Below are 19,664 nucleotides of genomic sequence, written 5' to 3'. Positions count from 1 at the left end.
GGCAGCGATGAAATGTGCCGATGGCGCGTGCGCCGGTAGAGGGCCGAGGTCAGCCCGCGGCCCGCCAGCATCGCTTGGACAGGGAAGGCGCTCACGATGCGGCCGGATTGAAATCAGGCGGCGGCCGGTTTCCATTCGCCGGGCGCGGTCTGGCAGAAGATCGCCGTGTTGGCGTTCTTCTCGTCGGCCGTCTCCTGACCCTTCTTCTTGCGGATCTCGAGCTCGGTCGTCACCTTCCGGCACTGCGTGTCGGGCGGGATTTCGCCGATCCGCACGATTTCTTCGTCGACCGGCGGCTTGGCCGCCTTACCGTCAGCGGGCGGCGTGGCGGCCTTGCCGTCTGCGGGCGGCGTCGCGGTGGGCGTCGGCGCATCGGTCGTCTTCGAGGTATCGGAGGCGAGCGCGGTTCCGGGAGCGGCAGGGGCGCCCTTGCCGTCCGGCGCGACCACCTTGTCGGCCGTGACGATGATCGCCGGATCGTTCTTGAGGTCGACGGCCTTCTGCATTGGCTCAGCAACGATGGTGACCTGCTTGGTTCCGTCCTTCGACGTGTAGGTGTCGGTCACGCGCTGTTCGGGGTCCTTGGCCACGACGACCTTGGCGCGCCGGGCGACTTCCCGACGCTCGGGCTTCGACAGCCGGTCGAAGATGATCGCGCCGACGGCGACGGCAGCCACAACTCCAAACACGGTCCGGAAGCGGCCGCCGAACACGACGAGGGGAGCCACGGCGAGAACGCCGGCCCGCGGGAGGATCCTGGCAGGTGCCCGAACGACGCTCTTGAAGGCGCGGCGAATGCCGAACTGCGCATCCGCAGGAGGCGGCAAGCTGGTGATGCCCACAGAAACCGCGAGTAGAACGCAGAGAATGCGCGCCAACATGTCCGTCTCCCGAATTCGCATTTGGACGAAATGAAATCTAAGGGGCGCCAAGCCCAAAGCCTTCGCCCGGACACGCGCTGCACAGATGAGAGACTATCCGAACAGAGCCTAAATCGGGAGTGGGATTCTGCGCCCTTGCAGATCAGGGTTACGAGCGCCGACAAGGACCCCCAAGTCCTTCATCTTTCAAGGGCTAGCGCGCGCATTGCCAGGGGTGTAGCGGGGCTCGGAAGGCCCGGGCGCACGGGGGCATGTCCGCAATATCGACTGGATGCCATGGGGCGGTTGCGGTACGACTTGAACGGAGAGGGTCGCTGTCGCCGAGTCGATAATGCCATTCCAGAAGAGAGGGATGTTCGGCGGGCGCCTTGGGAAGCCCACCGTTCTGATGCTCGGCGCGCTGGTCGCGGCCGGCCTCGCCCCGCCCGCTTCGCGCGCCTTCGACGCCAGCCGCGTCGAGCCCAGCGTCTACAAGATCTACACCTTCGTTCCCGACAAGGAAGGCCAGTTCTCCGTCTCGTCCGGGTCCGGCTTCCTGATTTCCGGCCGCCGCTACGTCGTCACGAATTTCCACGTCGTCGAAGGCGGTGCGAGATTCTACATCGCCTTCCGCGACGGCCGCGAAGCCAAGCTGATCAAAGCGCGGCGCGCCGACAGCCGCCCGAACGTGGATCTCGCTTTGCTCGAAGCCCGCGAGGATCTGCCGGGCTCGCCCCTGAAGCTCGGAGAGTATGAGCCGGACAAGCTCGCCGAGGTCGTGGCCATCGGCTTCCCCGGCGCCGCCAACCTCAACAAGGATCTCGTCCCCGGGCCCGATGCGCGCGGCGTGCCGCTCACCGATCTCGACTCGACCGTGACCACCGGCGTCGTCTCGCGCATGACCTTCACCAACCTCAAGGTTAGCGAAACGCAGATCTTGAGCGCGCGCACCGTGCAGCACAACTCCGCGATCAATCCCGGCAACAGCGGCGGCCCGCTGTTCGATGCCTGCGGCCTCGTTGTGGGCGTCAACACGCTGCAGGGCCTGAACTCCCAGGGGCTCTTCTTTTCCATCCACGCCAACGAAGTTGGGCGCTTTCTGCGCGAGGGCCAGATCTCCTTCGCCTCGACCAGCCGGCCGTGCGGCGCGGGCGTCGGCGGCGGTCTGACGCCTCTGCTCGTCGGCCTGTTGACGACCCTGGCGCTCGCGGGCGCCGTCGTGTTTCTGCGCACGCGCGGCTCGCCGGTCGCGCTCGCAGCGCTGCCGGATGCCGTCGCCAAGCTCCTTTCACCGGGCGCGGCGCGCAACAAGCGACTGACGGAACCCGTGGCCCTGCCGCGTGCCAAGCCAAGCGCGCGCGGCGTGCTCTGTCTGCGCCCGGCGGGGGGCGGCGAGCCGATCCGCTTCGATGACGCGCCGGGCGAAGTCACGCTTGGGCGCGGGCCCGGCGCCGACATCACGGTGCCCGCCGACATGCCGGCGAGCGATACGGTCTCGAAGGTGCATGCGCGCCTCGCTTACGACCGCAAGGCGCAGCGCCTCCACGTCGTCGACCTGAACTCGTCGAACGGCACCTTCGTCAACGGCGCGCGCATCACCGACACCGTAGCCTCCGCGGGCGCGGTCGTGCGCTTCGGTACGATGGAATACAAACTGGCACTGGAAGCTCCCCAGGCGCGCCCCGTATCGAGCCGCGTCGGCGGCGGCGGATGGATGCTGTCCGGCTTCGACCCGTCCGGCCGCGCCTTGCAGTTCGCCGCACGCCCGCTCGTCGATGCCGACAGCGGGGCAGATCTCCCCGCCACCTGGAGCATCGGCCGCGATCCAGCGCGCGCCGATTTCGTGATCGACGACAGCAGCGTCTCGTCGCTGCATGCGCAGCTCATCTACAACCCGGGTGAGACGCTTCAGCTCCGCGACATGGGCTCGATGAACGGCACGCGCCTCGACGGAGATCCGATCGGCAAGCGCACGGTGCGCGTGCGCGATACCGGCCACGAGATCTCGTTCGGTTTGGCGACGCTGCGGCTCTCGCGTTTGACGGGGTGAGGAGCGGCCGGACTTAGCCCTTGGGTTTCGTCCAGCGCGCGAGCAGATCCGTCACGACGCGGCGCGCGCCCAGAGGAAGTGCGCCGATCGCCCGCTTCGTGCCGTTGCGGATCAGTCCGAGATAGACCGTCACGTAGGCCCGGCCGAGAAGCGTCACCGGCTTGGCCCAATCCCTCACGCCGACGGCGTCGTCCGCCCACTCAAGCTTGTAGCCGTCGCCGGGGGCCAGGAGATCGAACACCTTGAGACCGTCGTCGCAGGCGCGCCGGATGCTGTCTTCCATCAGCAGCGCGCCGGCCGCCGTTTTCTCGAAGTCGGGATCGTACGAGATGATGTGGATCGCCGTGCGCCCGAGACACCGGACGCCGATCTCGAGAGCCACCGGCTGATCATTGCACTTGAGCGCCAGCACATGGCAGCCCGCGGGACGGACATCCGCGCGCGTGACGTCGGCAAAGAACTTTGCCGTCCTGGGATCGGCCAGCGCAGGCGAGACGATGCCCCGCTGACGAAGCCAGATGTTCTTGAAATGAAAAGCTTGCGCCGTGAGCGCCTCAGCCTCGGCGCCACCGAAGACCTGCGTGAGGCTCACGGGGCCGCGGTCTTCGAGCCTGCGCCGTTGACGCTTGCGGTTGCGCTTGGCGTTGCTCGAATAGCGCTTCTCGTACTCAGCGAAAGAGGGCGCGCTCGCGAGGTCGAGGTAGGGCGCCTTGAGGTCGCTGGTCACATCGGCGCCGAGCTCGGCAAGGAACGGGGCAACCGCAGAATCTTGACGCACCTTGCGCAGGCGCAGAACGTCCGCTCCCGTTTCGCGCGTCACGAACGCCCATGCCTCGCGCATCAGCGCTATCGCACCCGGGCCGCTTTCGATCAGGAGGTCGCCGTACTGGCTGACGGGCTCGCCCATCCACGCCAGCTCCGTCACCGGGCCCGAGCGTTCCACCACCATCGGCCAGACCATGACGAGACGGTCGCCGTCGCGCGCCGTCACGATGGCGAGACGCGTGGTGCTGCCGACGCGCAGGAAATGATTGGCCCAGTGCCAGAGCCAGTTGAACGTCTGAAAGAGATGGCGATCCGTGCCGGCGCGCTCGAAGAGCGCCGTCCAATCGGCTTCGAGCGCCTCGAAGTCCGCGAATGTCTGGACGAGGCCGAGAACCGGGCGAGGGGCGGGCCCCGGCGAGGGAAACCGGTGGACCGTGGAACGGTCCTGACCCTCGACCTGCGGAAGGTCACGCGGGAGGGTGCGCACGGCTACTGACATGGGGCGATCCATTACGCAAAATGAACATGTGTCCCAGGATGAGACCCATCCTGAGCTACGTAGAACGTGCCACGAAAAGGCTAATGTTTCGGCAAGACGGCCGTGTGTTGCGAGCGGATTTCGAGAGGCCGTGAAACGCGGGGCCGTGCCCGGATCAAGCGTGCGCGATTTCGACCAGCGCCAGCACGAACAGAGTGACGACGGTCGTCCAGATCACAAACGAGCCGCGCCGTGTCGGCGCGCCGCCGCCGAGCATCGCAGTCGCCGCGAGCGTTCCGGACAAAATGAAGTTGATGAGAACGAGGCCGGCGAGTCCAAGACCGCGCGATCCGGGCCACGCGCCCTCAATGTAGGCAGCCGCGCCGCATCCGATCAGAATCGCGCCGAGCAGACGCGGCCACAGTCCGGACCCCGCCGACGGCAATCCGAGAACACGGATGAGCGCAATCGGGACTAGCACGAGCGCGAGGCCGCTGCCCGTCTTGAGAAGCGCTTCAAGCCAAAGGAGCTGGTTCACAGGTGGCGATGCTCGCGGTGAAAGGATGTCCGCCCGGCGCTACGCGCAAAGCGAGTCTAACCGCCGGACTTGTCATCCTGCTTGGCCCACCAGTCGTCCGAACCGAACTTGGGACCGGATTCTTCCACGTCGTCGCCGTTGAAGAAGTCGCCGAAGAAGCCGTCGCCCTGCTTTTTAGCCACGGCCGTCTTCGCAGGTGGCTCGAAGTCGCCCGCGAGCAACCGCGTCAGGTCAGCTTTTATTTGCTGCGTCTTGCGATCGGAGCAGTAGTTCGGATCCTCGGCGGAGGCTTTCGTCACGCCGCCGTAGGCGACGCTGTAGATCTTCTCGACCGTCGCGAGTTGATCGCTGGGAGTTCCGCGTCCCATCTCGTTGGCGAGATAGGCCGCCTTCAATTTGTTCGCGTCGAAGTTATAGCCGCACTTCGCTGCGCGCGCGCTCACTGTTCCGACCTGGAATGCGCGATCCGTCGGCGTCGAGGGAATGACGACGGCAGCAACAGGCGTCGCGGCACCGGCCTGGCCAGCAGGAGGCGTGGGCGCATTGCCGAGAATCGACGCAGTCGAAATGCCGCTCCCACCCGAGCAGCCGGAGACGGCCGCGGCGACGAGAAGAACAGGCACGATGTAGCGATGCATGGGGGCTCTCCCTTGCCCAAAATCAACGCAGATTTGCGCCCTTTTTTAGGTGAGGTCAATGTGAGCAGGCACGTGCGCTGTTGAAAGCGGGCCACTGTTCACCATCCGCCGATGCAACCCGTAACTCCTTGAAGTTATGCGAGGTCAGCGCATCAGTTCGCGCATGGCGGCGTCGAGCCCGGTGAGCGTCATTGGAAACATGCGCCCATCCATCAGCCGCCGCACGAGCCCGATCGAGGGCGTGTAGCCCCAATGAGTCTCCGGCACCGGGTTGAGCCACACGGCGCGATGGTAAATCCCGCTCACGCGCTGCAGCCAGGTGGCGCCGGATTCCTCGTTCATGTGCTCGACCGCGCCCCCGACGTGCGTGATCTCGTAAGGGCTCATCGAGGCGTCGCCGACGAAGATGATCTTGTAGTCGGCAGGATAGGTGTTGAGCACCTGCCAGGTCGGCGTGGTCTCGCTCCAGCGCCGCGCGTTGTCGCGCCAGACGCTTTCGTAGAGGCAGTTGTGGAAGTAGTAGTACTCGAGATGCTTGAACTCGCTGCGCGCCGCCGAGAACAGCTCTTCCGCCGTGCGAATGTGCCAGTCCATCGAACCGCCGACATCGAAGAACATCAGGACCTTGACGGCATTGCGCCGCTCGGGCCGCAGCGCCAGATCGAGATAGCCCTTGCCGGCCGTGTTCCGGATCGTCTGGTCGAGATCGAGTTCTTCGGCAGCCCCTTCGCGCGCGAAGCGCCGCAAGCGGCGGAGCGCGACCTTGATGTTGCGGACGCCGAGCTCGAGGTCGTCGGCGAGATCCTTGAACTCGCGCTTGTCCCAGACCTTGATGGCCCGCCGGTGCCGGCTTTCATGCTGGCCGATGCGGATCCCGGCAGGATTGTAGCCGTATGCGCCGAACGGTGACGTGCCGCCGGTGCCGATCCACTTGTTGCCGCCCTGATGGCGCTCATTCTGCTCGGCAAGACGCTTCCTGAGCGTCTCCATGATCTTGTCCCAGTCGCCGAGCGCTTTGATCGCGGCCTTCTCTTCGTCCGAGAGGTAAAGCGACGAAACGGCGCGCAGCCACTCTTCGGGGATTTCGGCCGTCTCCGCCTCGCTCATGAGGTCGAGGCCTTTGAAGACGTGCCCGAACACCCGATCGAAGCGATCGAGATGGCGCTCGTCCTTAACCAACGCCGTGCGCGAAAGATAATAGAAGTCCTCGACGCGCCGCCCAGCGGCGCCCGCCGCCAGTGCTTCGAGCAGCGTCAGGTACTCTTTGAGCGTCACCGGGATCTTTGCGTCCCGCAGCTCCTTGAAAAACGTCGCGAACATGGCCGCCTCCTGCGCCCACCTATAGGACGGCGGGGCCTCGGAGAAAACAAAGAAGCCGCCCCGAGGGGCGGCTTCCGAGTTTCAGGCTTTAGATCGACTTCGATTAGAAGTTGATCAGAGCGCCGAAGGTGACTTCGTTGAAGTCCTGGCAACCCTGGTTGCCGACATCGCACACGCCGCCATCGGCTTCGATGTTGCGATACTTCAGCCAGAGAGACATAGCGGCAGCGTCGATTTCCTGCACGATGCCAGCGCCGTACCAGTTCAGGTCAGCATTGCGAGCGTCGTCCTGGCTGTCCAGGTACTCACCGTAAAGAACGGTGGCGCCGAGGTGGTTCCAGTTACGACGGATACCACCCTTGAAGTACCAGACTTCGCCTTCGTTCGCGACCAGGTTGTTCTCGAAGTCAGCGTAGTTGACCAAGCCGAAGAGGCCCGTGCCGATGTGCTGAGCGTAGAGGCCAGCCTGGAAGTAGTTGGCGTCGCCGAAGACCGACGAGACAGCGCCCGAGCTCTCAGCATAGACAGCCGTTGCAGCGAGCTTGAAGCCGTGGACTTCGCCAGCGTAACGGATGCCGATATCCCAGATCTCGTCATCGCCCCAAGAAGCCGATGCGCTGAAGCCAGCGAAGGTCGGCGAGTCGTAGCGAACCGAGTTGGCAGGAACGCCGAAGCAGTCGCCGGTGATGCAGACGCCCTGACCGCCCCAAGTGCCGCCGGTGAAGCCGCCAGCGTTGTTGCGGATGCCGAAGCTCAGGAATTCGTACGCCACCCAGTTGGCGGGAACGAGCGAGCCCGAACCGTCGACGAGGATTGCAGCGTTATCCGAAACCATCGACTGGAGGCCGACGCTGACCTTACCGTAATGGTCGCTCTTGATGAACCAGTACGACTGCATGGTCTGAACGAAGTTGTTCGTCAGGCCGCCGTTGAGGAGGCCAGGACCGCGCGGGGTAACCTGGTTGGTCGTGAGCGAGTCGGAGCCGTCGGCTTCGATGTGCAGCACGTAACCCGCCGTCCAGCCCGGGACGATGGTAGCCTGGCCGGTGAACTTGACGTTCGTGGCCAGCGTCGAGCCGAGGCCCGTCACGTAGGTGTTGCTCTCAACGCCGTCGTCCCAGTAGGTGACCTGTTCGGCAACCCAACCAGAGATCGTCAGCGAAACCTTGCGGTTGCCCTTGCGAGCGGTCGTGGCCTCGAGCTCTGCAATGCGCTCCTCGAGGTCTGCGCAGCAGTTACCCCCAAGGTCGGCTGCGTTTGCACCGGTGGCGAAGCTACCTGCGAGCAGGCCAGCTGCCGCCAGGGCGCTTAGGCTGTATTTGTTCATTAGACCTTCTCCCAATCTGCGTTGGTAATCGAGATGGCGGACGCCTTACCTGGGTGGATACGCAAACGAGGCCGCACTCTGCGATAATGACGGCGCGAAGATTCCTTCGGAACCGCCGCTGGCCCGGAGAGTCTGCGATTCTCCCCCTCGCAACAATCGAGCATTGCCTTTTCAGCTATGACAGGGCTGCAACTGTGGCGCGTGAGACACGAGAGGCGCGTCAGAGGCTGAAAACATTGAAACATTTTCATGATGCCCTGAGCGCTTCAGGCTGTGCAGGAACGTGGAAGCCCTGGGGACAACCCGCCCGTGAACCCGTTTTGGCGAGCTCATTGATCCCGAAGGCGGTCCACGGACCAGCGCCGAATCTCATCATAGGGCATGCGGTCGGCCCCGTTCTGCGTCGCGCACAGAATGATCAGGATGCCCAAAGTTTGAACGCGGGTGCGTCCGAAAAACGGGCCAGCAGATGGCAGACGAAACGACTCTGATGGTGGCCTCGCCGCGGCGATCAGATGCTCCCATCGGGCCTGCGCGGATCGCGCACGGCGGGACGCGATGAGGTGGTGCGGCAGCCGGGCGGCCGCCCCCGTCTCTTTGTGGGTCGCGCGGCGCACAGCATCTTGGTCCATCCGGGCAGCGGGCCGCGTCGAGGGGCGACGCGATAAAAACAAAGAGGCCGCCCTTTCGGGGCGGCCTCTCTTAGTCCAGACGCGATCAGCTTGGATTAGAAGTTGATCAGAGCGCCGAAGGTGACTTCGTTGAAGTCCTGGCAACCCTGGTTGCCGACATCGCACACGCCGCCATCGGCTTCGATGTTGCGATACTTCAGCCAGAGAGACATAGCGGCAGCGTCGATTTCCTGCACGATGCCAGCGCCGTACCAGTTCAGGTCAGCATTGCGAGCGTCGTCCTGGCTGTCCAGGTACTCACCGTAAAGAACGGTGGCGCCGAGGTGGTTCCAGTTACGACGGATACCACCCTTGAAGTACCAGACTTCGCCTTCGTTCGCGACCAGGTTGTTCTCGAAGTCAGCGTAGTTGACCAAGCCGAAGAGGCCCGTGCCGATGTGCTGAGCGTAGAGGCCAGCCTGGAAGTAGTTGGCGTCGCCGAAGACCGACGAGACAGCGCCCGAGCTCTCAGCATAGACAGCCGTTGCAGCGAGCTTGAAGCCGTGGACTTCGCCAGCGTAACGGATGCCGATATCCCAGATCTCGTCATCGCCCCAAGAAGCCGATGCGCTGAAGCCAGCGAAGGTCGGCGAGTCGTAGCGAACCGAGTTGGCAGGAACGCCGAAGCAGTCGCCGGTGATGCAGACGCCCTGACCGCCCCAAGTGCCGCCGGTGAAGCCGCCAGCGTTGTTGCGGATGCCGAAGCTCAGGAATTCGTACGCCACCCAGTTGGCGGGAACGAGCGAGCCCGAACCGTCGACGAGGATTGCAGCGTTATCCGAAACCATCGACTGGAGGCCGACGCTGACCTTACCGTAATGGTCGCTCTTGATGAACCAGTACGACTGCATGGTCTGAACGAAGTTGTTCGTCAGGCCGCCGTTGAGGAGGCCAGGACCGCGCGGGGTAACCTGGTTGGTCGTGAGCGAGTCGGAGCCGTCGGCTTCGATGTGCAGCACGTAACCCGCCGTCCAGCCCGGGACGATGGTAGCCTGGCCGGTGAACTTGACGTTCGTGGCCAGCGTCGAGCCGAGGCCCGTCACGTAGGTGTTGCTCTCAACGCCGTCGTCCCAGTAGGTGACCTGTTCGGCAACCCAACCAGAGATCGTCAGCGAAACCTTGCGGTTGCCCTTGCGAGCGGTCGTGGCCTCGAGCTCTGCAATGCGCTCTTCGAGGTCGGCGCAGCAGTTCCCCCCGAGATCGGCTGCGGACGCGCTGGTAACAGACAGACCACCTGCAAGGAGGCCGGCTGCCGCCAGGGCGCTTAGGCTTTGCTTTTTCATTTACCTTCTCCCGTCTACTTACTTCGAAACGGGCGCTTGACGCTTTTACGCCTCGCGCTCACCAACTCGACCCAGCGGCTGCTGCACGACTGTGCCGAATCACCGCTCAGGCCGAGATACTACGCAGATCTCTCCCGACCAGGGAATGCCCAAGATCGCAATTCCAGCCGAATCCACAGGTCATGTTGCGTGATTGCCACTGCGTCTGTTGCCCGGCTAAAGTATTGAAACCGCTGATCATTGTCTTGTGTCGTTTTGAGAAATGGCGCGTCTGCCATGGTTCCCTAAGCCGGTCGGAGGCGGGCTTCATCACCGCCAAGCGCGCGTTCTGCCCAGCCACGGCCTCGATCCATCGCCCGTCTGGCAGGGCACTTTTCCTTGCCTTGGTCTCGCAACCTCCGGCAGCACGTGAGCATGTACAATCTAAAGCGGCGCTGATCCAGTGCGGCGGCGAGCCCTAGCAAAAATATCGCTGGGCGATCCTTGCGAGACGTCCACGGCTCAGGTTATTGTTTTTGCGGCGCACAAAAGTACGCGGGCAATAGTGCGTGGCCGGAGCCTGCGGCTTGGAGGCCTCGCCGCCGAGGAGCCGAGCAGGCCAGCTCCGACCTACCTGTTAATGTTGCCACAATTAAACGCTATCGCCCTTCCACGGCGCGGTTTTATTGAATCGTGCCTGAATGGCCGGATTGCCACGTGGGGAACGTCAGAGCCCCCCGATCAGTTGGTGCGAGATGTGCTGGTTGATCTGGGGACAACGACGACGCGGCAAAAACCGGCGAGGGGGTTCTCCGGAACGAACGCTATATGAATGACGTACCAGCGACTGGGGCGAGCCTGAACCGGCGCGGCGTGCTGCTCGGAACGAGCGCCCTCGTGGCCGTTGCCGCATTGGCGGACAGCCTTCTCAACGCGACCGATGTATTTGCGCAGGCCGCGGAAGATCCTGGGCAGTCGTTTGCAGCCGGCCATGTGCAGAAGCTTGCCGAGGATCTCTCGTCGCGCGCCTTTGCCAAACCCCCGCACGAGGTTCCCGAGCCGTTCAACGCGCTCACCGCAGAGCAGTACCGCGACATTCGCTTCCGCCACGAGAGCGCGATTTGGCGCGGCGAGAACCTCGACTTCGAACTTCAACTGCTGGCGATGGGCTGGCTCTACGATGTGCCGGTCGAGATCTGGATCGTCGACGGCGACAAGGCGCGCGCCCTCAAGGCCAACAGCGCAAACTTTTCCATCGGGCCCTCCATCGAGAAGGCGCCCGACACGGCTCCCTTCGGATTTTCAGGTTTTCGCCTCTCCGGTGCTTTGAACCGCGCGGGCGTCCTGGACGAGTTCGTCTCTTTCCAGGGCGCGAGCTACTTCAAGTCGATGGGCCGCGGCCAGCAGTTCGGTCTTGCGGCGCGTGCGCTCGCCGTCAACACGGCGCGTCCCGGTGGCGAGGAGTTTCCGTTCTTCCGCGGCTTCTGGATCGAGAAGCCGGCGCCTGGCCAGCCCCACATCGTCATCCACGCGCTTCTGGATAGCGAAAGCCTCTCCGGCGCCTACCGCTTCACCGTGCGGCCGGGCAGTGCCACGACGATCGATGTCGAAGCAGCGTTGTTTCCGCGCAAGCCGCTCTCGCACGTCGGTCTCGCGCCGCTCACGAGCATGTATCTTCACGGCCCCCAGCAGCGCCGGTTCGGACGCGACTATCGCCCCGCCGTGCACAACAGCGAGGGCCTTGCCGTCATCAACGGGCAGGGCGAACGCCTGTGGCGTCCGCTCGCCAATCCGAAGATGCTGCAGACCAGCGCCTTCGTGGATAAGAACCTCAAGGGCTTCGGCCTCTGCCAGCGCAGCCGGGACTTTGCCCACTTCGACGACCTGGAAGCGCGCTACGAGCGCCGCCCGACGCTCTGGATCGAGCCCATCGGCAGCTGGGGCGATGGCTATGTCGAGCTGATCGAGATCCCGGTCGCCGAAGAGATCCACGACAACATCGTCGCCTATTGGAAGCCCGCCAACGTCATCGAGCCGGGCAAGCGCTTTAACTATGCCTACCGCATGTCCTGGGGCGAGGACGTGCCGGCGGTGTGGGCGGGCTCCTGGGTCGGCAAGACGCAGGTTGGCGCCGCGCGCAGCCCCGACACCCTTCAGTTCGTTGTCGATTTCGTAGGCCCCGCGGCGCGCGACGCGCGCGAGCTGCCGGTTGCCGATCTCGTCGCCAGCAGTGGTGCGACGTCCAAACTGAGCGTGCAGCGTAATCCGGACGTGCAAGGAATCCGCGTGAAGTTCGAACTCAATACCGCGGGAACCGAGCTCATCGAACTGCGTTTAGGCCTGAAGCTTGGGGATCAGCTGATTTCCGAGAATTGGCTCTATCGATGGACCCCAGCATGAGCCTTGATGACGTCGAACGCGGCGCCGCGCCGGTGAATGCCGAGACGCCACCCCGTTCCCATCACGATGCGAGCGATCCGTCGCTCCTTCCTGCGCCATCGCCGTTAAGAATGCCGGAGCAGGATTTCTCCGCGAGCCCTCCGCGCTTGTGGCCGAAGCGTCGCGGACCCTCTATTCCGCGCACCGCCGTCTTCCTCGGTGCGGCCCTGATGACGGCCGCATTCGCCTATGAACTCTACGGCGTGCTGTCGTTCGTCCAGATGACGCCGTTCCAGCTCTTCTTCCTCGTGCTGTCCACCATCACGTTCGCGTGGATCGCGGTTGGTACGCTGTCGGCCGCTCTGGGCTTTCTTCCCCTTTTCGCGGGCGAGACCGCCGACACAATCCGTATTCCCGACGCGGACGGCCCGCTCAATCGGCGAACGGCGCTGCTCTTTCCCGTCTACCACGAAGAAGCGGCGACAATCGCCGGCACCATTTCCGCCATCGTCGAGGAACTGACGTCGCTCGGCCGCAACGACGCGTTCGACATTTTCGTGCTGTCCGACACGCGTGGAGCCGAGGAGGGCGCCCGCGAGGAAGCCGCCTACGCCGCCCTCGCCAAGGCGCTCGCCGGCGACTGCAAGATCTTCTATCGCCGCCGCATCGAGAACACGGGCCGCAAGGCCGGCAATATCAAGGACTGGGTCGAGCGCTTCGGCGGCGCATACGAGAATTTTGTCATCTTCGACGGCGACAGCATCATGTCCGGCGTCGCGCTGGTGCGCTTGGCCCGCGCCATGGAGAGCGATCCCTCGGCCGGCCTGATCCAGACGGTGCCGAAGCTGATCGGCGGCCGCACGCTGCTCCAGAAGCTGATGCAGTTCGCCGCCAATACCTATGGCCCCTCGGCCGCCGCCGGCCTCGCCTTCTGGGGCAAGGACCAGGGCAACTACTGGGGCCACAACGCAATCATTCGCACGCGCGCCTTCGCCGGCTCCGCAGGCCTGCCCGCGCTGCCGGGTCCGCCGCCGTTCGGTGGCCACATCATGAGCCATGACTTCGTCGAGGCCATGCTGCTGCAGCGCGCGGGCTGGGGCGTGCACATGGCGCCCTCCATCGAAGGCTCCTTCGAAAGCATGCCGCCCGCGCTGACCGACCTGATTGTGCGCGACCGGCGCTGGTCGCAGGGCAACCTTCAGCATCTGGCACTGCTTTTCCGCCGCGGCGTGCCGCCGATGGGCCGCCTGCATCTCTTCATGGGCGCCATGGCCTACGTCGTCTCGGCGATCTGGGCCGCGTCCCTCGTCGTCGGCCTCGTGCTGGCCCTGCAGGGCCAGCAGTTGCTGCCGAGCTACTTCACCGACGCCAAGACGCTGTTCCCAATCTGGCCGATGATCGATCCGGGCGCCGCCATGCGGCTGTTCCTCGGCACGATGGCGGTCGTCCTGCTGCCGAAGGCGCTGGGTCTCGCGCTCGAGCTGAAGCGCGCGCAGCGCGCCCGCGAGCTGTTCGGCTTGCCGCGCGCGGTTGCAGGCGTGGCGACCGAGACGGTCTTCTCGATGCTCTTCGCTCCGATCATGATGATGACGCAGACCTCGTCGGTGCTGCAGATCTTCCTCGGTCGCGATGCCGGCTGGAAAGCGCAGCGCCGCGACGGCGCTCACATGGATCTCGCCGCTGCCATGCGATTCCATGGAGCCCACATGGTGGTCGGCATCATCGTCACCATCGTGTGCTGGAAAACGTCGCCCGGCCTGCTCGTGTGGATGGCGCCGGTCGTGCTCGGTCTCGTCCTGTCGGGCCTTTTGAACTGGTACACGTCGCAGGTCGCCGGCCCCGCCATGAACGTCGTGCTGTCGACGCCGGTCGATCGCTCGCCCGCCTCGATCGAGCTGCGCGCGCTCCGCCATACGGGGCTTTGGCGCGAGCGCTGGCTCGCAGACACCGCCGATGCCGGTCCGCAGCGGGAACTGGCGACGGCCGCCTGATCGCCAGCATTTAGCTCGCTAAGTTTTCGACGCCTTCGCCTCCCGGCGCAGCAGCTCCGGAAGCAGGTCGCGCACGCGGATCGGATCGGTATCGAGAAAAGGCATTGGCCGCGTCACGTCGATTGCGGCGGTGCCGATCCTGGCTGTCAGCGCCCCGTTGAACGCGCCTTCCCCGAGCCGCCGCGACAAGCGCCGCATGAGATCCTGGCCGAGAAACTGGCCGACGAGGTCGTCGGTCATCGCCAGCCCGCCCGTCGCCACGATGTGCCCCACGACCAGGCTGCCGAGCTTGAGCGCGCCGAGCCCGCCGGGGCGCCCGCCATAGGTCGCAGCGAGCCCCTTGAGCATGCGCACATTCTCCACCATCACGTAGAGCATCGCCACCCACACCATCGGGCTCATCGCCGTCACCACCAGCACGCGCTTGGCGCTCTTGAGCACGAGACGGCGCGCGGCCGCATCGAGCGGCGCCATCAATTCGCGGTCGGCCAGACGCAGCAGCTCACCGGGATCGCGGATGTCGCCCGCATGCGCGTCAAGCCGCGAGACGTTCCATGCCAGCTCTCGCCGCCCGCGCAGCGTCGCCGTCAATGCCGCGACGGTCTTGCGTTCGAGTGCGCGGTCGTTCGTGCGCAATGCCGCATCCGCGTCGCGCCTGAGACGCGTCAGCCGCCCGAGACGCACGAGACCGATCAGTTCGCGCAGCACGATCACGAGGCCCGTGAGCGCCGCGATGCCCGCAAGGCTGGTCGCCGTCCATCCGATCCAATCTTCACGCGCGAGCGCCGTCGTGATGAACCCGGTAAAGCTCGCCGCCAGCGTGAGGCTCACGAGGCCCAGCACCGCCGAGAGAAAGATCCCGCCGAGGCTCGCGCCCCGCGACGGCGGCGTGCGGGGCCCATCAGGCGCCGTGTCGTCGGTGTCGTCGTCGGGCGGAAGCGAGGGCGCACTGACGACCTTCGGATCGTCGGTCGAAAAGACGCGCGGGCCTCGGATGTCGCTCATGCCAGCCAGTCTCCGATCAGGTAGTCGAGGGCGCGGTCGAGGCGGACGTGCGGCGCTGCGGGCGTTTCTCCGGCGCCGGTGACCGGCAACAGGCGCGCCGGCCGGAACCGCGGAAAGGTGACGCCGAGCGATACGTCGCCAGAGAACACCGCCGCGGGATCCTCCGGCAGGTCGCCCGGAAAGAGCGCCACCTCGCGCTTGCCGTCGAAACGTTCGGCGCCCACCGTCTCGCCGGGCAGCGGCACGCCGACGATGCAGGGCAGCGTCGTCCGCCCCTCCCGCACCTCGGCTTCGCGCGTCGCGCGCAACGCCGCGAGCGCCATCACGCGCGTCTCAGCGCCTGCACCCGAGGATCGCGCCGCCGCGCGCTCGGTCAGGAGCGCGAGGATGCGTTCGAGCCGGTCGTGGCTCGTGTGATGGACATGGTCGGCCTTCGTGGCCGCAAACAGCAGCCGGTCGATGCGGCGCGCCCCGATCAGCGATTGCAGCCAGCTCGCGAGCCCGGGCCGGAACGCCGTCATGACGGAGGAGAGCGTGCGTTCGAGCTCGCGGATCGCGTCCGCGCCGCCGTTGAGCGCGCCGAGCACGTCGACGAGCACGATCTGCCGGTCGAGGCGGCTGAAGTGATCGCGAAAGAAAGGTCGCACCACATGCTGCACGTAGCTGTCGTAGCGCCGCGCCATCATCGCCGCGAGGCTGCCGCGCTCGATGGCGGCGCCGTCCGGCAGCTCGATTGGAAAGAACGTCAGCAGCGGCGATCCTTCAAGCTCGCCCGGCATGAGAAAGCGCCCCGGCCCGAGGGTCGCGACCTTCGACTGCCGCCGCGTCTCCTGCAGGTAGTGGGTGAAGCGTCGCGCCCCGTCGAGCGCCACCTGCTCGTCCTCTGGCGCGGAAGGATCGATGGCGCCGGCGTAGGCCAGCCAGTCCCGCGCGGGCTCGCCCTGCACGCCGAGGCGCGCGCGCTCCAGCGCATCCCGCGACCAGGCGTCGTAGGACAGGTCGAGCAGCGCGAGATCGAGCAGCCATTCGCCCGGATAGTCGACGATGTCGAGATTGAGCCGGCGCAATCCAAGCGCGCGCCGCAGAGGATGGGCGCTTTCGAACGTGAGCGCGACACGCACCTCGGAAATGCGGCGCGTGCTTTCGGGCCAGTCCGGCGGATCTGCGGAAAGCGCGCCGATGTGGCCTTCGTAATCGAAGCGCGGGACGTGGTCGTCGGGCTGTGGATCGAGGTGCGCGGACGCAAGGCGCCTTTCGGCGACGGGCGTGAAAAACGGCAACCGCCCGCCCTGTGTGAGGTTGCGGATCAGCGCCGTGATGAAGACCGTCTTGCCGGCGCGCGAAAGCCCCGTCACGCCGAGGCGAAGCGACGGCGTGAACAGGTCTGCAACACGCTGACCGGCTTCGGCGAGGCTGTCGGTGAGGGTTTGCGGTAAGTCGCGCGCGGCCAAAGGGAACCTCTCATTGGGTTCCCCTAATTAGGCGGCGCAAACACGCCCTGCAAGGAGCGCTGGGGCAGGTGGTCGCGCCGGCTGCGTGTCAGGCGCGCCGCGGGGCATGCGGTGTCACCCGTAGAAAACGACGACGACGCCGGCACCGATCACGGTCAATCCCATAAGGACGATGGTCGCGCTTCTCATGAATTCGAGCATGTCTTTCTCCACCGGCCCCGCTCCGGCTGACTGCCAGGCAGGGTACGATGCAATGTTTACGGTTCGCTCAATGAACCCGCCCTGAAATGCACTGTCAGGTGCCGTTCATGTGTCAGATGCGGTCCGTGGCCCCCTAGCGCTTTTCCGGAGGCCCGGATTCGCGTGTGTCGCGGGTCGCCGTGGGCCTCGGATGGCGGGCACTGGACGACAGCAGTTGGGTAGCTTTGCGGCTGCAACCCATATTGCCTGGGCATGACGTTGAGAATGCCGGGACGCCGTGATGGAAAAGCCCCAACCGTCCGGCCTTACCAAATGTACCGCCGATAATCGGGACAAAAACAATCTAGATCAGATGATTGACTAATAAAACTTAACTTAAATTGAAACGAAAAGTTCATACGACAAAAGTAATATTGGGCAAACCAAGTTCCACAAGTCGTGGCACGTGAGAGGCTTTCCCATGAGTGCGATGCGTTCGTTAACCGCGCGAGTTCGGATCGAAACCCTGATTTCGCTGCTCACCATCACGGCCGTCTTGGTCGCGACCGCAGGGCTGATGGCCGTTGTGCACGTCCAGTTGACGGACGACGCCAAAGAGAAGGCGATCGAAAGCCAGCAGCTCTCGTTGCGCATCGGCGCCGAGCTGCTGCGCACCACCAATCCCTCGACCGAGGTCGTGTGGGCGGATCGGCGCGTCCAGAAGATCGTCATGGACAAGATCCCGGCCGACACGGATTTCGCGCTGGTGGAATCCATCACGCGTATGGCCGACGACCCGATCACGCTGTTCACGTATGATGCCGCAAAGCGCGACTTTCTCCGCACGTCGACAACCGTGAAGACGGCGAACGGCGGCCGGGCGGTCGGCACGTGGCTCGGCCAGAGCAGCGCCGCCTACGACGCGGTGATGGCAGGCAAGCCCTACAACGGCGCCGCCGACATTCTGGGCACCCAGTACTTCACCGTCTATTTCCCGATTGTCGACCGCGCGTCGAACGTCATCGGCATCCTGTTTGCGGGCACCGAGCAATCGGCGGCCTATGAGCTGGCCGCGGCTCTTGAAAAGCGCATCCTGCTGGCGTCCGGTCTGTTGCTTCCGCTGATGGCCGTCGCCGGGTTTTTCATGTCCCGCCGGTTCATGAAGCCGATCCCGACCCTCGCAGCCGTCATGGACCGCCTGGCTCGCAACGATGCCAAGGGCGACATCCCGTACACCGAATACAACAACGAAATCGGCGAAATGGCACGCGCTGTCTCGGTGTTCCGCGACAACACGCTGGAACGCGCCAAGCTCGAAGAGGAGCGTGAACGCGAGGCGGATCGCACGATGGCCCGCCAGGAAGCGCTCGAATCCCTCATCGACTCTTTCAAGTCTGACACCGCCGAGACCATCGCGGCGCTGTCCGTGATGGCCGCAGATCTCGATCGCACGGCGAACGGCCTGCAGGGCATTGCCGCCGGCACCAGCGACAAGGCGCAGTTCGTCGCCTCCGCGTCCGATCAGGCCTCCGCCAACGTCGGCACGGTGGCCGCGGCCGCCGAGGAGCTGACGGCGTCGATCTCCGAAATCGGCAACCAGATCTCGGTCGCGCTCGCCAACGTCAGTGACACGAGCTCGATGACCATCACCACCAACGAACGCATGTCGGAGCTGCTCGCGTCGGCCCAGGAGATCGGCCAGGTCGTGACCCTGATCCGCGAGATCGCGGGCCAGACCAACCTGCTGGCCCTCAACGCCACCATCGAAGCCGCACGCGCGGGCGAGGCGGGGCGCGGCTTTGCCGTCGTTGCAACCGAGGTCAAGACGCTCGCCACCCGCACCGCGCAGGCGACCGAAAGCATTTCCGAGCAGGTGACCTCGATCCAGATCGCGACAGACGAGGCCGTCCGCGCCATTGGCGAGATCGCAGCCCGCGTCAGCCACGTCAACGGCATCACGACGCAGATTGCCGCCGCCGTAACGGAGCAGGGCTCAGCGACATCCGAGATCAACGCCAGCGTCCATCACGCGGCAGGCGACACCCGCCATGTCAGCGAGACGATTGCCGGCGTGACCGAGGCAGCTACGTCGACCTTCAATTCGGCTCGCGCGGTGCTGGAGACCAGCGCCAACGTAAGCGCGCAGACGAAGGCGCTGGGCGCGCGGATCGAACGCTTCCTCGCAGGCGTTGCCGCCGCCTGATCGCGGTCGCGCGGTCGCATCGAAATATGGATTTGGCCCGGGACCTAAGGTCGGTTGCCGAGCGCTTCAGGCAATCATGTACTGGGCAAGGCGGTGGATTCGACACTGCGTGCCCGCCAGTCGCAAGCACCTCAGTCTCTCGACCATTGAACCAATAAAAAAGGCCGGAGCGTCACACGCTCCGGCCTTTTCTCGTCGTCGAGGGAGAACTCGTCGAGAGAGAAACTATCGATGGAAAACTGCGCGATCAGGGACCGTCGATGTGCAGCGTGAGCGAGCGCGCTTCGGACTTCAGCGACGCGAGCTCGAGGCGAACCTCGCCGTCGCCACGGGCCGAAACGGCGTCCTGCGAGCCGGCCGAGGGCAGCGCGACGAGCAGCAGCAGCGGGATGGCCGCAAACAGAAAACCGTTGCGAATGGAGGACTGGCTCATGACGCGCACTTTCGATGACGGGCTTCAATCGACCCGCAGCGTGCCATGGATCCTGTGTCGGTTGTCTTAATGCGGATGGCTAAGCCCGCCCCAATCCGCCAAATCCCGCGTCA

At 65.0% G+C, this 19,664-nt stretch carries 14 protein-coding genes; 4 read left to right on the top strand and 10 right to left on the bottom strand.

What is annotated here, in order from left to right; all coding sequences use genetic code 11:
* Positions 1–113 precede the first annotated feature (113 nt).
* Positions 114–881, bottom strand: a complete 768-nt coding sequence (locus K2Y42_RS02155) for a hypothetical protein (RefSeq protein ID WP_291147936.1) — start codon at positions 879–881, stop codon at positions 114–116.
* Between the two features lie 352 nt (positions 882–1,233).
* Here K2Y42_RS02155 and K2Y42_RS02150 point away from each other — a divergent pair, with 352 nt between their 5' ends.
* Positions 1,234–2,910: an FHA domain-containing protein gene (locus tag K2Y42_RS02150; protein WP_291147934.1), complete on the top strand. Its 1,677-nt coding sequence runs from the start codon at positions 1,234–1,236 to the stop codon at positions 2,908–2,910.
* Between the two features lie 13 nt (positions 2,911–2,923).
* Here the strand turns inward: K2Y42_RS02150 and K2Y42_RS02145 are convergent, their stop codons facing one another.
* The 6 genes from K2Y42_RS02145 to K2Y42_RS02120 form a co-directional block, all read right to left on the bottom strand.
* A complete protein-coding gene (locus K2Y42_RS02145) occupies positions 2,924–4,174 on the bottom strand; it encodes a GNAT family N-acetyltransferase (protein ID WP_291147932.1) in 1,251 nt (416 codons plus the stop codon).
* A gap of 154 nt (positions 4,175–4,328) precedes the next feature.
* Positions 4,329–4,691 carry an ABC transporter permease gene (locus tag K2Y42_RS02140; RefSeq protein WP_291147930.1) on the bottom strand — a complete coding sequence of 121 codons (363 nt, stop codon included), beginning with the start codon at positions 4,689–4,691 and terminating at the stop codon, positions 4,329–4,331.
* A 56-nt stretch (positions 4,692–4,747) separates the two neighbouring features.
* The gene (locus tag K2Y42_RS02135) at positions 4,748–5,329 is read right to left on the bottom strand and encodes a hypothetical protein (protein ID WP_291147928.1); all 582 of its coding nucleotides are present in this window, start codon (positions 5,327–5,329) and stop codon (positions 4,748–4,750) included.
* Between the two features lie 144 nt (positions 5,330–5,473).
* Complete coding sequence (locus tag K2Y42_RS02130) at positions 5,474–6,649, bottom strand: VWA domain-containing protein (protein WP_291147927.1); 1,176 nt, start codon at positions 6,647–6,649, stop codon at positions 5,474–5,476.
* A gap of 103 nt (positions 6,650–6,752) precedes the next feature.
* Positions 6,753–7,976, bottom strand: a complete 1,224-nt coding sequence (locus K2Y42_RS02125; RefSeq protein ID WP_291147925.1) for a porin — start codon at positions 7,974–7,976, stop codon at positions 6,753–6,755.
* Between the two features lie 727 nt (positions 7,977–8,703).
* On the bottom strand, positions 8,704–9,930 hold the full coding sequence (locus K2Y42_RS02120; RefSeq protein ID WP_291147923.1) for a porin: 1,227 nt from the start codon (positions 9,928–9,930) through the stop codon (positions 8,704–8,706).
* 807 nt (positions 9,931–10,737) lie between these two features.
* Between K2Y42_RS02120 and K2Y42_RS02115 the strand changes: the two genes are divergently transcribed.
* Both K2Y42_RS02115 and mdoH read left to right on the top strand, forming a co-directional pair.
* A complete protein-coding gene (locus tag K2Y42_RS02115) occupies positions 10,738–12,309 on the top strand; it encodes a glucan biosynthesis protein G (RefSeq protein ID WP_291147921.1) in 1,572 nt (523 codons plus the stop codon).
* Complete coding sequence (mdoH, locus tag K2Y42_RS02110) at positions 12,306–14,279, top strand: glucans biosynthesis glucosyltransferase MdoH (RefSeq protein WP_291147919.1); 1,974 nt, start codon at positions 12,306–12,308, stop codon at positions 14,277–14,279. Before K2Y42_RS02115 ends, mdoH begins: the two co-directional genes overlap by 4 nt.
* A gap of 18 nt (positions 14,280–14,297) precedes the next feature.
* On the opposite strand, the gene K2Y42_RS02105 is transcribed toward mdoH, so the two are convergent.
* Complete coding sequence (locus K2Y42_RS02105) at positions 14,298–15,284, bottom strand: TIGR01620 family protein (RefSeq protein WP_291147917.1); 987 nt, start codon at positions 15,282–15,284, stop codon at positions 14,298–14,300.
* Entirely contained in the window at positions 15,281–16,735 is a 1,455-nt protein-coding gene (locus K2Y42_RS02100) for a YcjX family protein (protein WP_291147915.1), read from the bottom strand. The genes K2Y42_RS02105 and K2Y42_RS02100 overlap by 4 nt, the downstream gene beginning before the upstream one ends.
* A 661-nt stretch (positions 16,736–17,396) precedes the next feature.
* On the opposite strand from K2Y42_RS02100, the gene K2Y42_RS02095 reads away from it, so the two are divergent.
* Positions 17,397–19,118 (top strand): methyl-accepting chemotaxis protein, encoded by a 1,722-nt coding sequence (locus K2Y42_RS02095; protein ID WP_291147913.1) that lies wholly within the window; start codon positions 17,397–17,399, stop codon positions 19,116–19,118.
* A gap of 247 nt (positions 19,119–19,365) precedes the next feature.
* Here the strand turns inward: K2Y42_RS02095 and K2Y42_RS02090 are convergent, their stop codons facing one another.
* Positions 19,366–19,551, bottom strand: a complete 186-nt coding sequence (locus tag K2Y42_RS02090; protein WP_291147911.1) for a hypothetical protein — start codon at positions 19,549–19,551, stop codon at positions 19,366–19,368.
* Positions 19,552–19,664: the final 113 nt, after the last annotated feature.

This window comes from Hyphomicrobium sp. (assembly GCF_019744875.1).
GTDB lineage: Bacteria > Pseudomonadota > Alphaproteobacteria > Rhizobiales > Hyphomicrobiaceae > Hyphomicrobium_C.
The sequence above is the reverse complement of the archived record's forward strand: the minus strand, read 5'-3'. Positions and strand labels throughout refer to the sequence as shown.

Bases quoted from the DNA above. Each gene is read 5' to 3' on its own strand.
- K2Y42_RS02155 (WP_291147936.1), bottom strand. From the start codon at position 881: ATGTTGGCGCGCATTCTCTGCGTTCTACTCGCGGTTTCTGTGGGCATC.
- K2Y42_RS02150 (WP_291147934.1), top strand. From the start codon at position 1,234: ATGTTCGGCGGGCGCCTTGGGAAGCCCACCGTTCTGATGCTCGGCGCG.
- K2Y42_RS02145 (WP_291147932.1), bottom strand. From the start codon at position 4,174: ATGTCAGTAGCCGTGCGCACCCTCCCGCGTGACCTTCCGCAGGTCGAG.
- K2Y42_RS02135 (WP_291147928.1), bottom strand. From the start codon at position 5,329: ATGCATCGCTACATCGTGCCTGTTCTTCTCGTCGCCGCGGCCGTCTCC.
- K2Y42_RS02130 (WP_291147927.1), bottom strand. From the start codon at position 6,649: ATGTTCGCGACGTTTTTCAAGGAGCTGCGGGACGCAAAGATCCCGGTG.
- K2Y42_RS02125 (WP_291147925.1), bottom strand. From the start codon at position 7,976: ATGAACAAATACAGCCTAAGCGCCCTGGCGGCAGCTGGCCTGCTCGCA.
- K2Y42_RS02120 (WP_291147923.1), bottom strand. From the start codon at position 9,930: ATGAAAAAGCAAAGCCTAAGCGCCCTGGCGGCAGCCGGCCTCCTTGCA.
- K2Y42_RS02115 (WP_291147921.1), top strand. From the start codon at position 10,738: ATGAATGACGTACCAGCGACTGGGGCGAGCCTGAACCGGCGCGGCGTG.
- mdoH (WP_291147919.1), top strand. From the start codon at position 12,306: ATGAGCCTTGATGACGTCGAACGCGGCGCCGCGCCGGTGAATGCCGAG.
- K2Y42_RS02105 (WP_291147917.1), bottom strand. From the start codon at position 15,284: ATGAGCGACATCCGAGGCCCGCGCGTCTTTTCGACCGACGATCCGAAG.
- K2Y42_RS02095 (WP_291147913.1), top strand. From the start codon at position 17,397: ATGAGTGCGATGCGTTCGTTAACCGCGCGAGTTCGGATCGAAACCCTG.
- K2Y42_RS02090 (WP_291147911.1), bottom strand. From the start codon at position 19,551: ATGAGCCAGTCCTCCATTCGCAACGGTTTTCTGTTTGCGGCCATCCCG.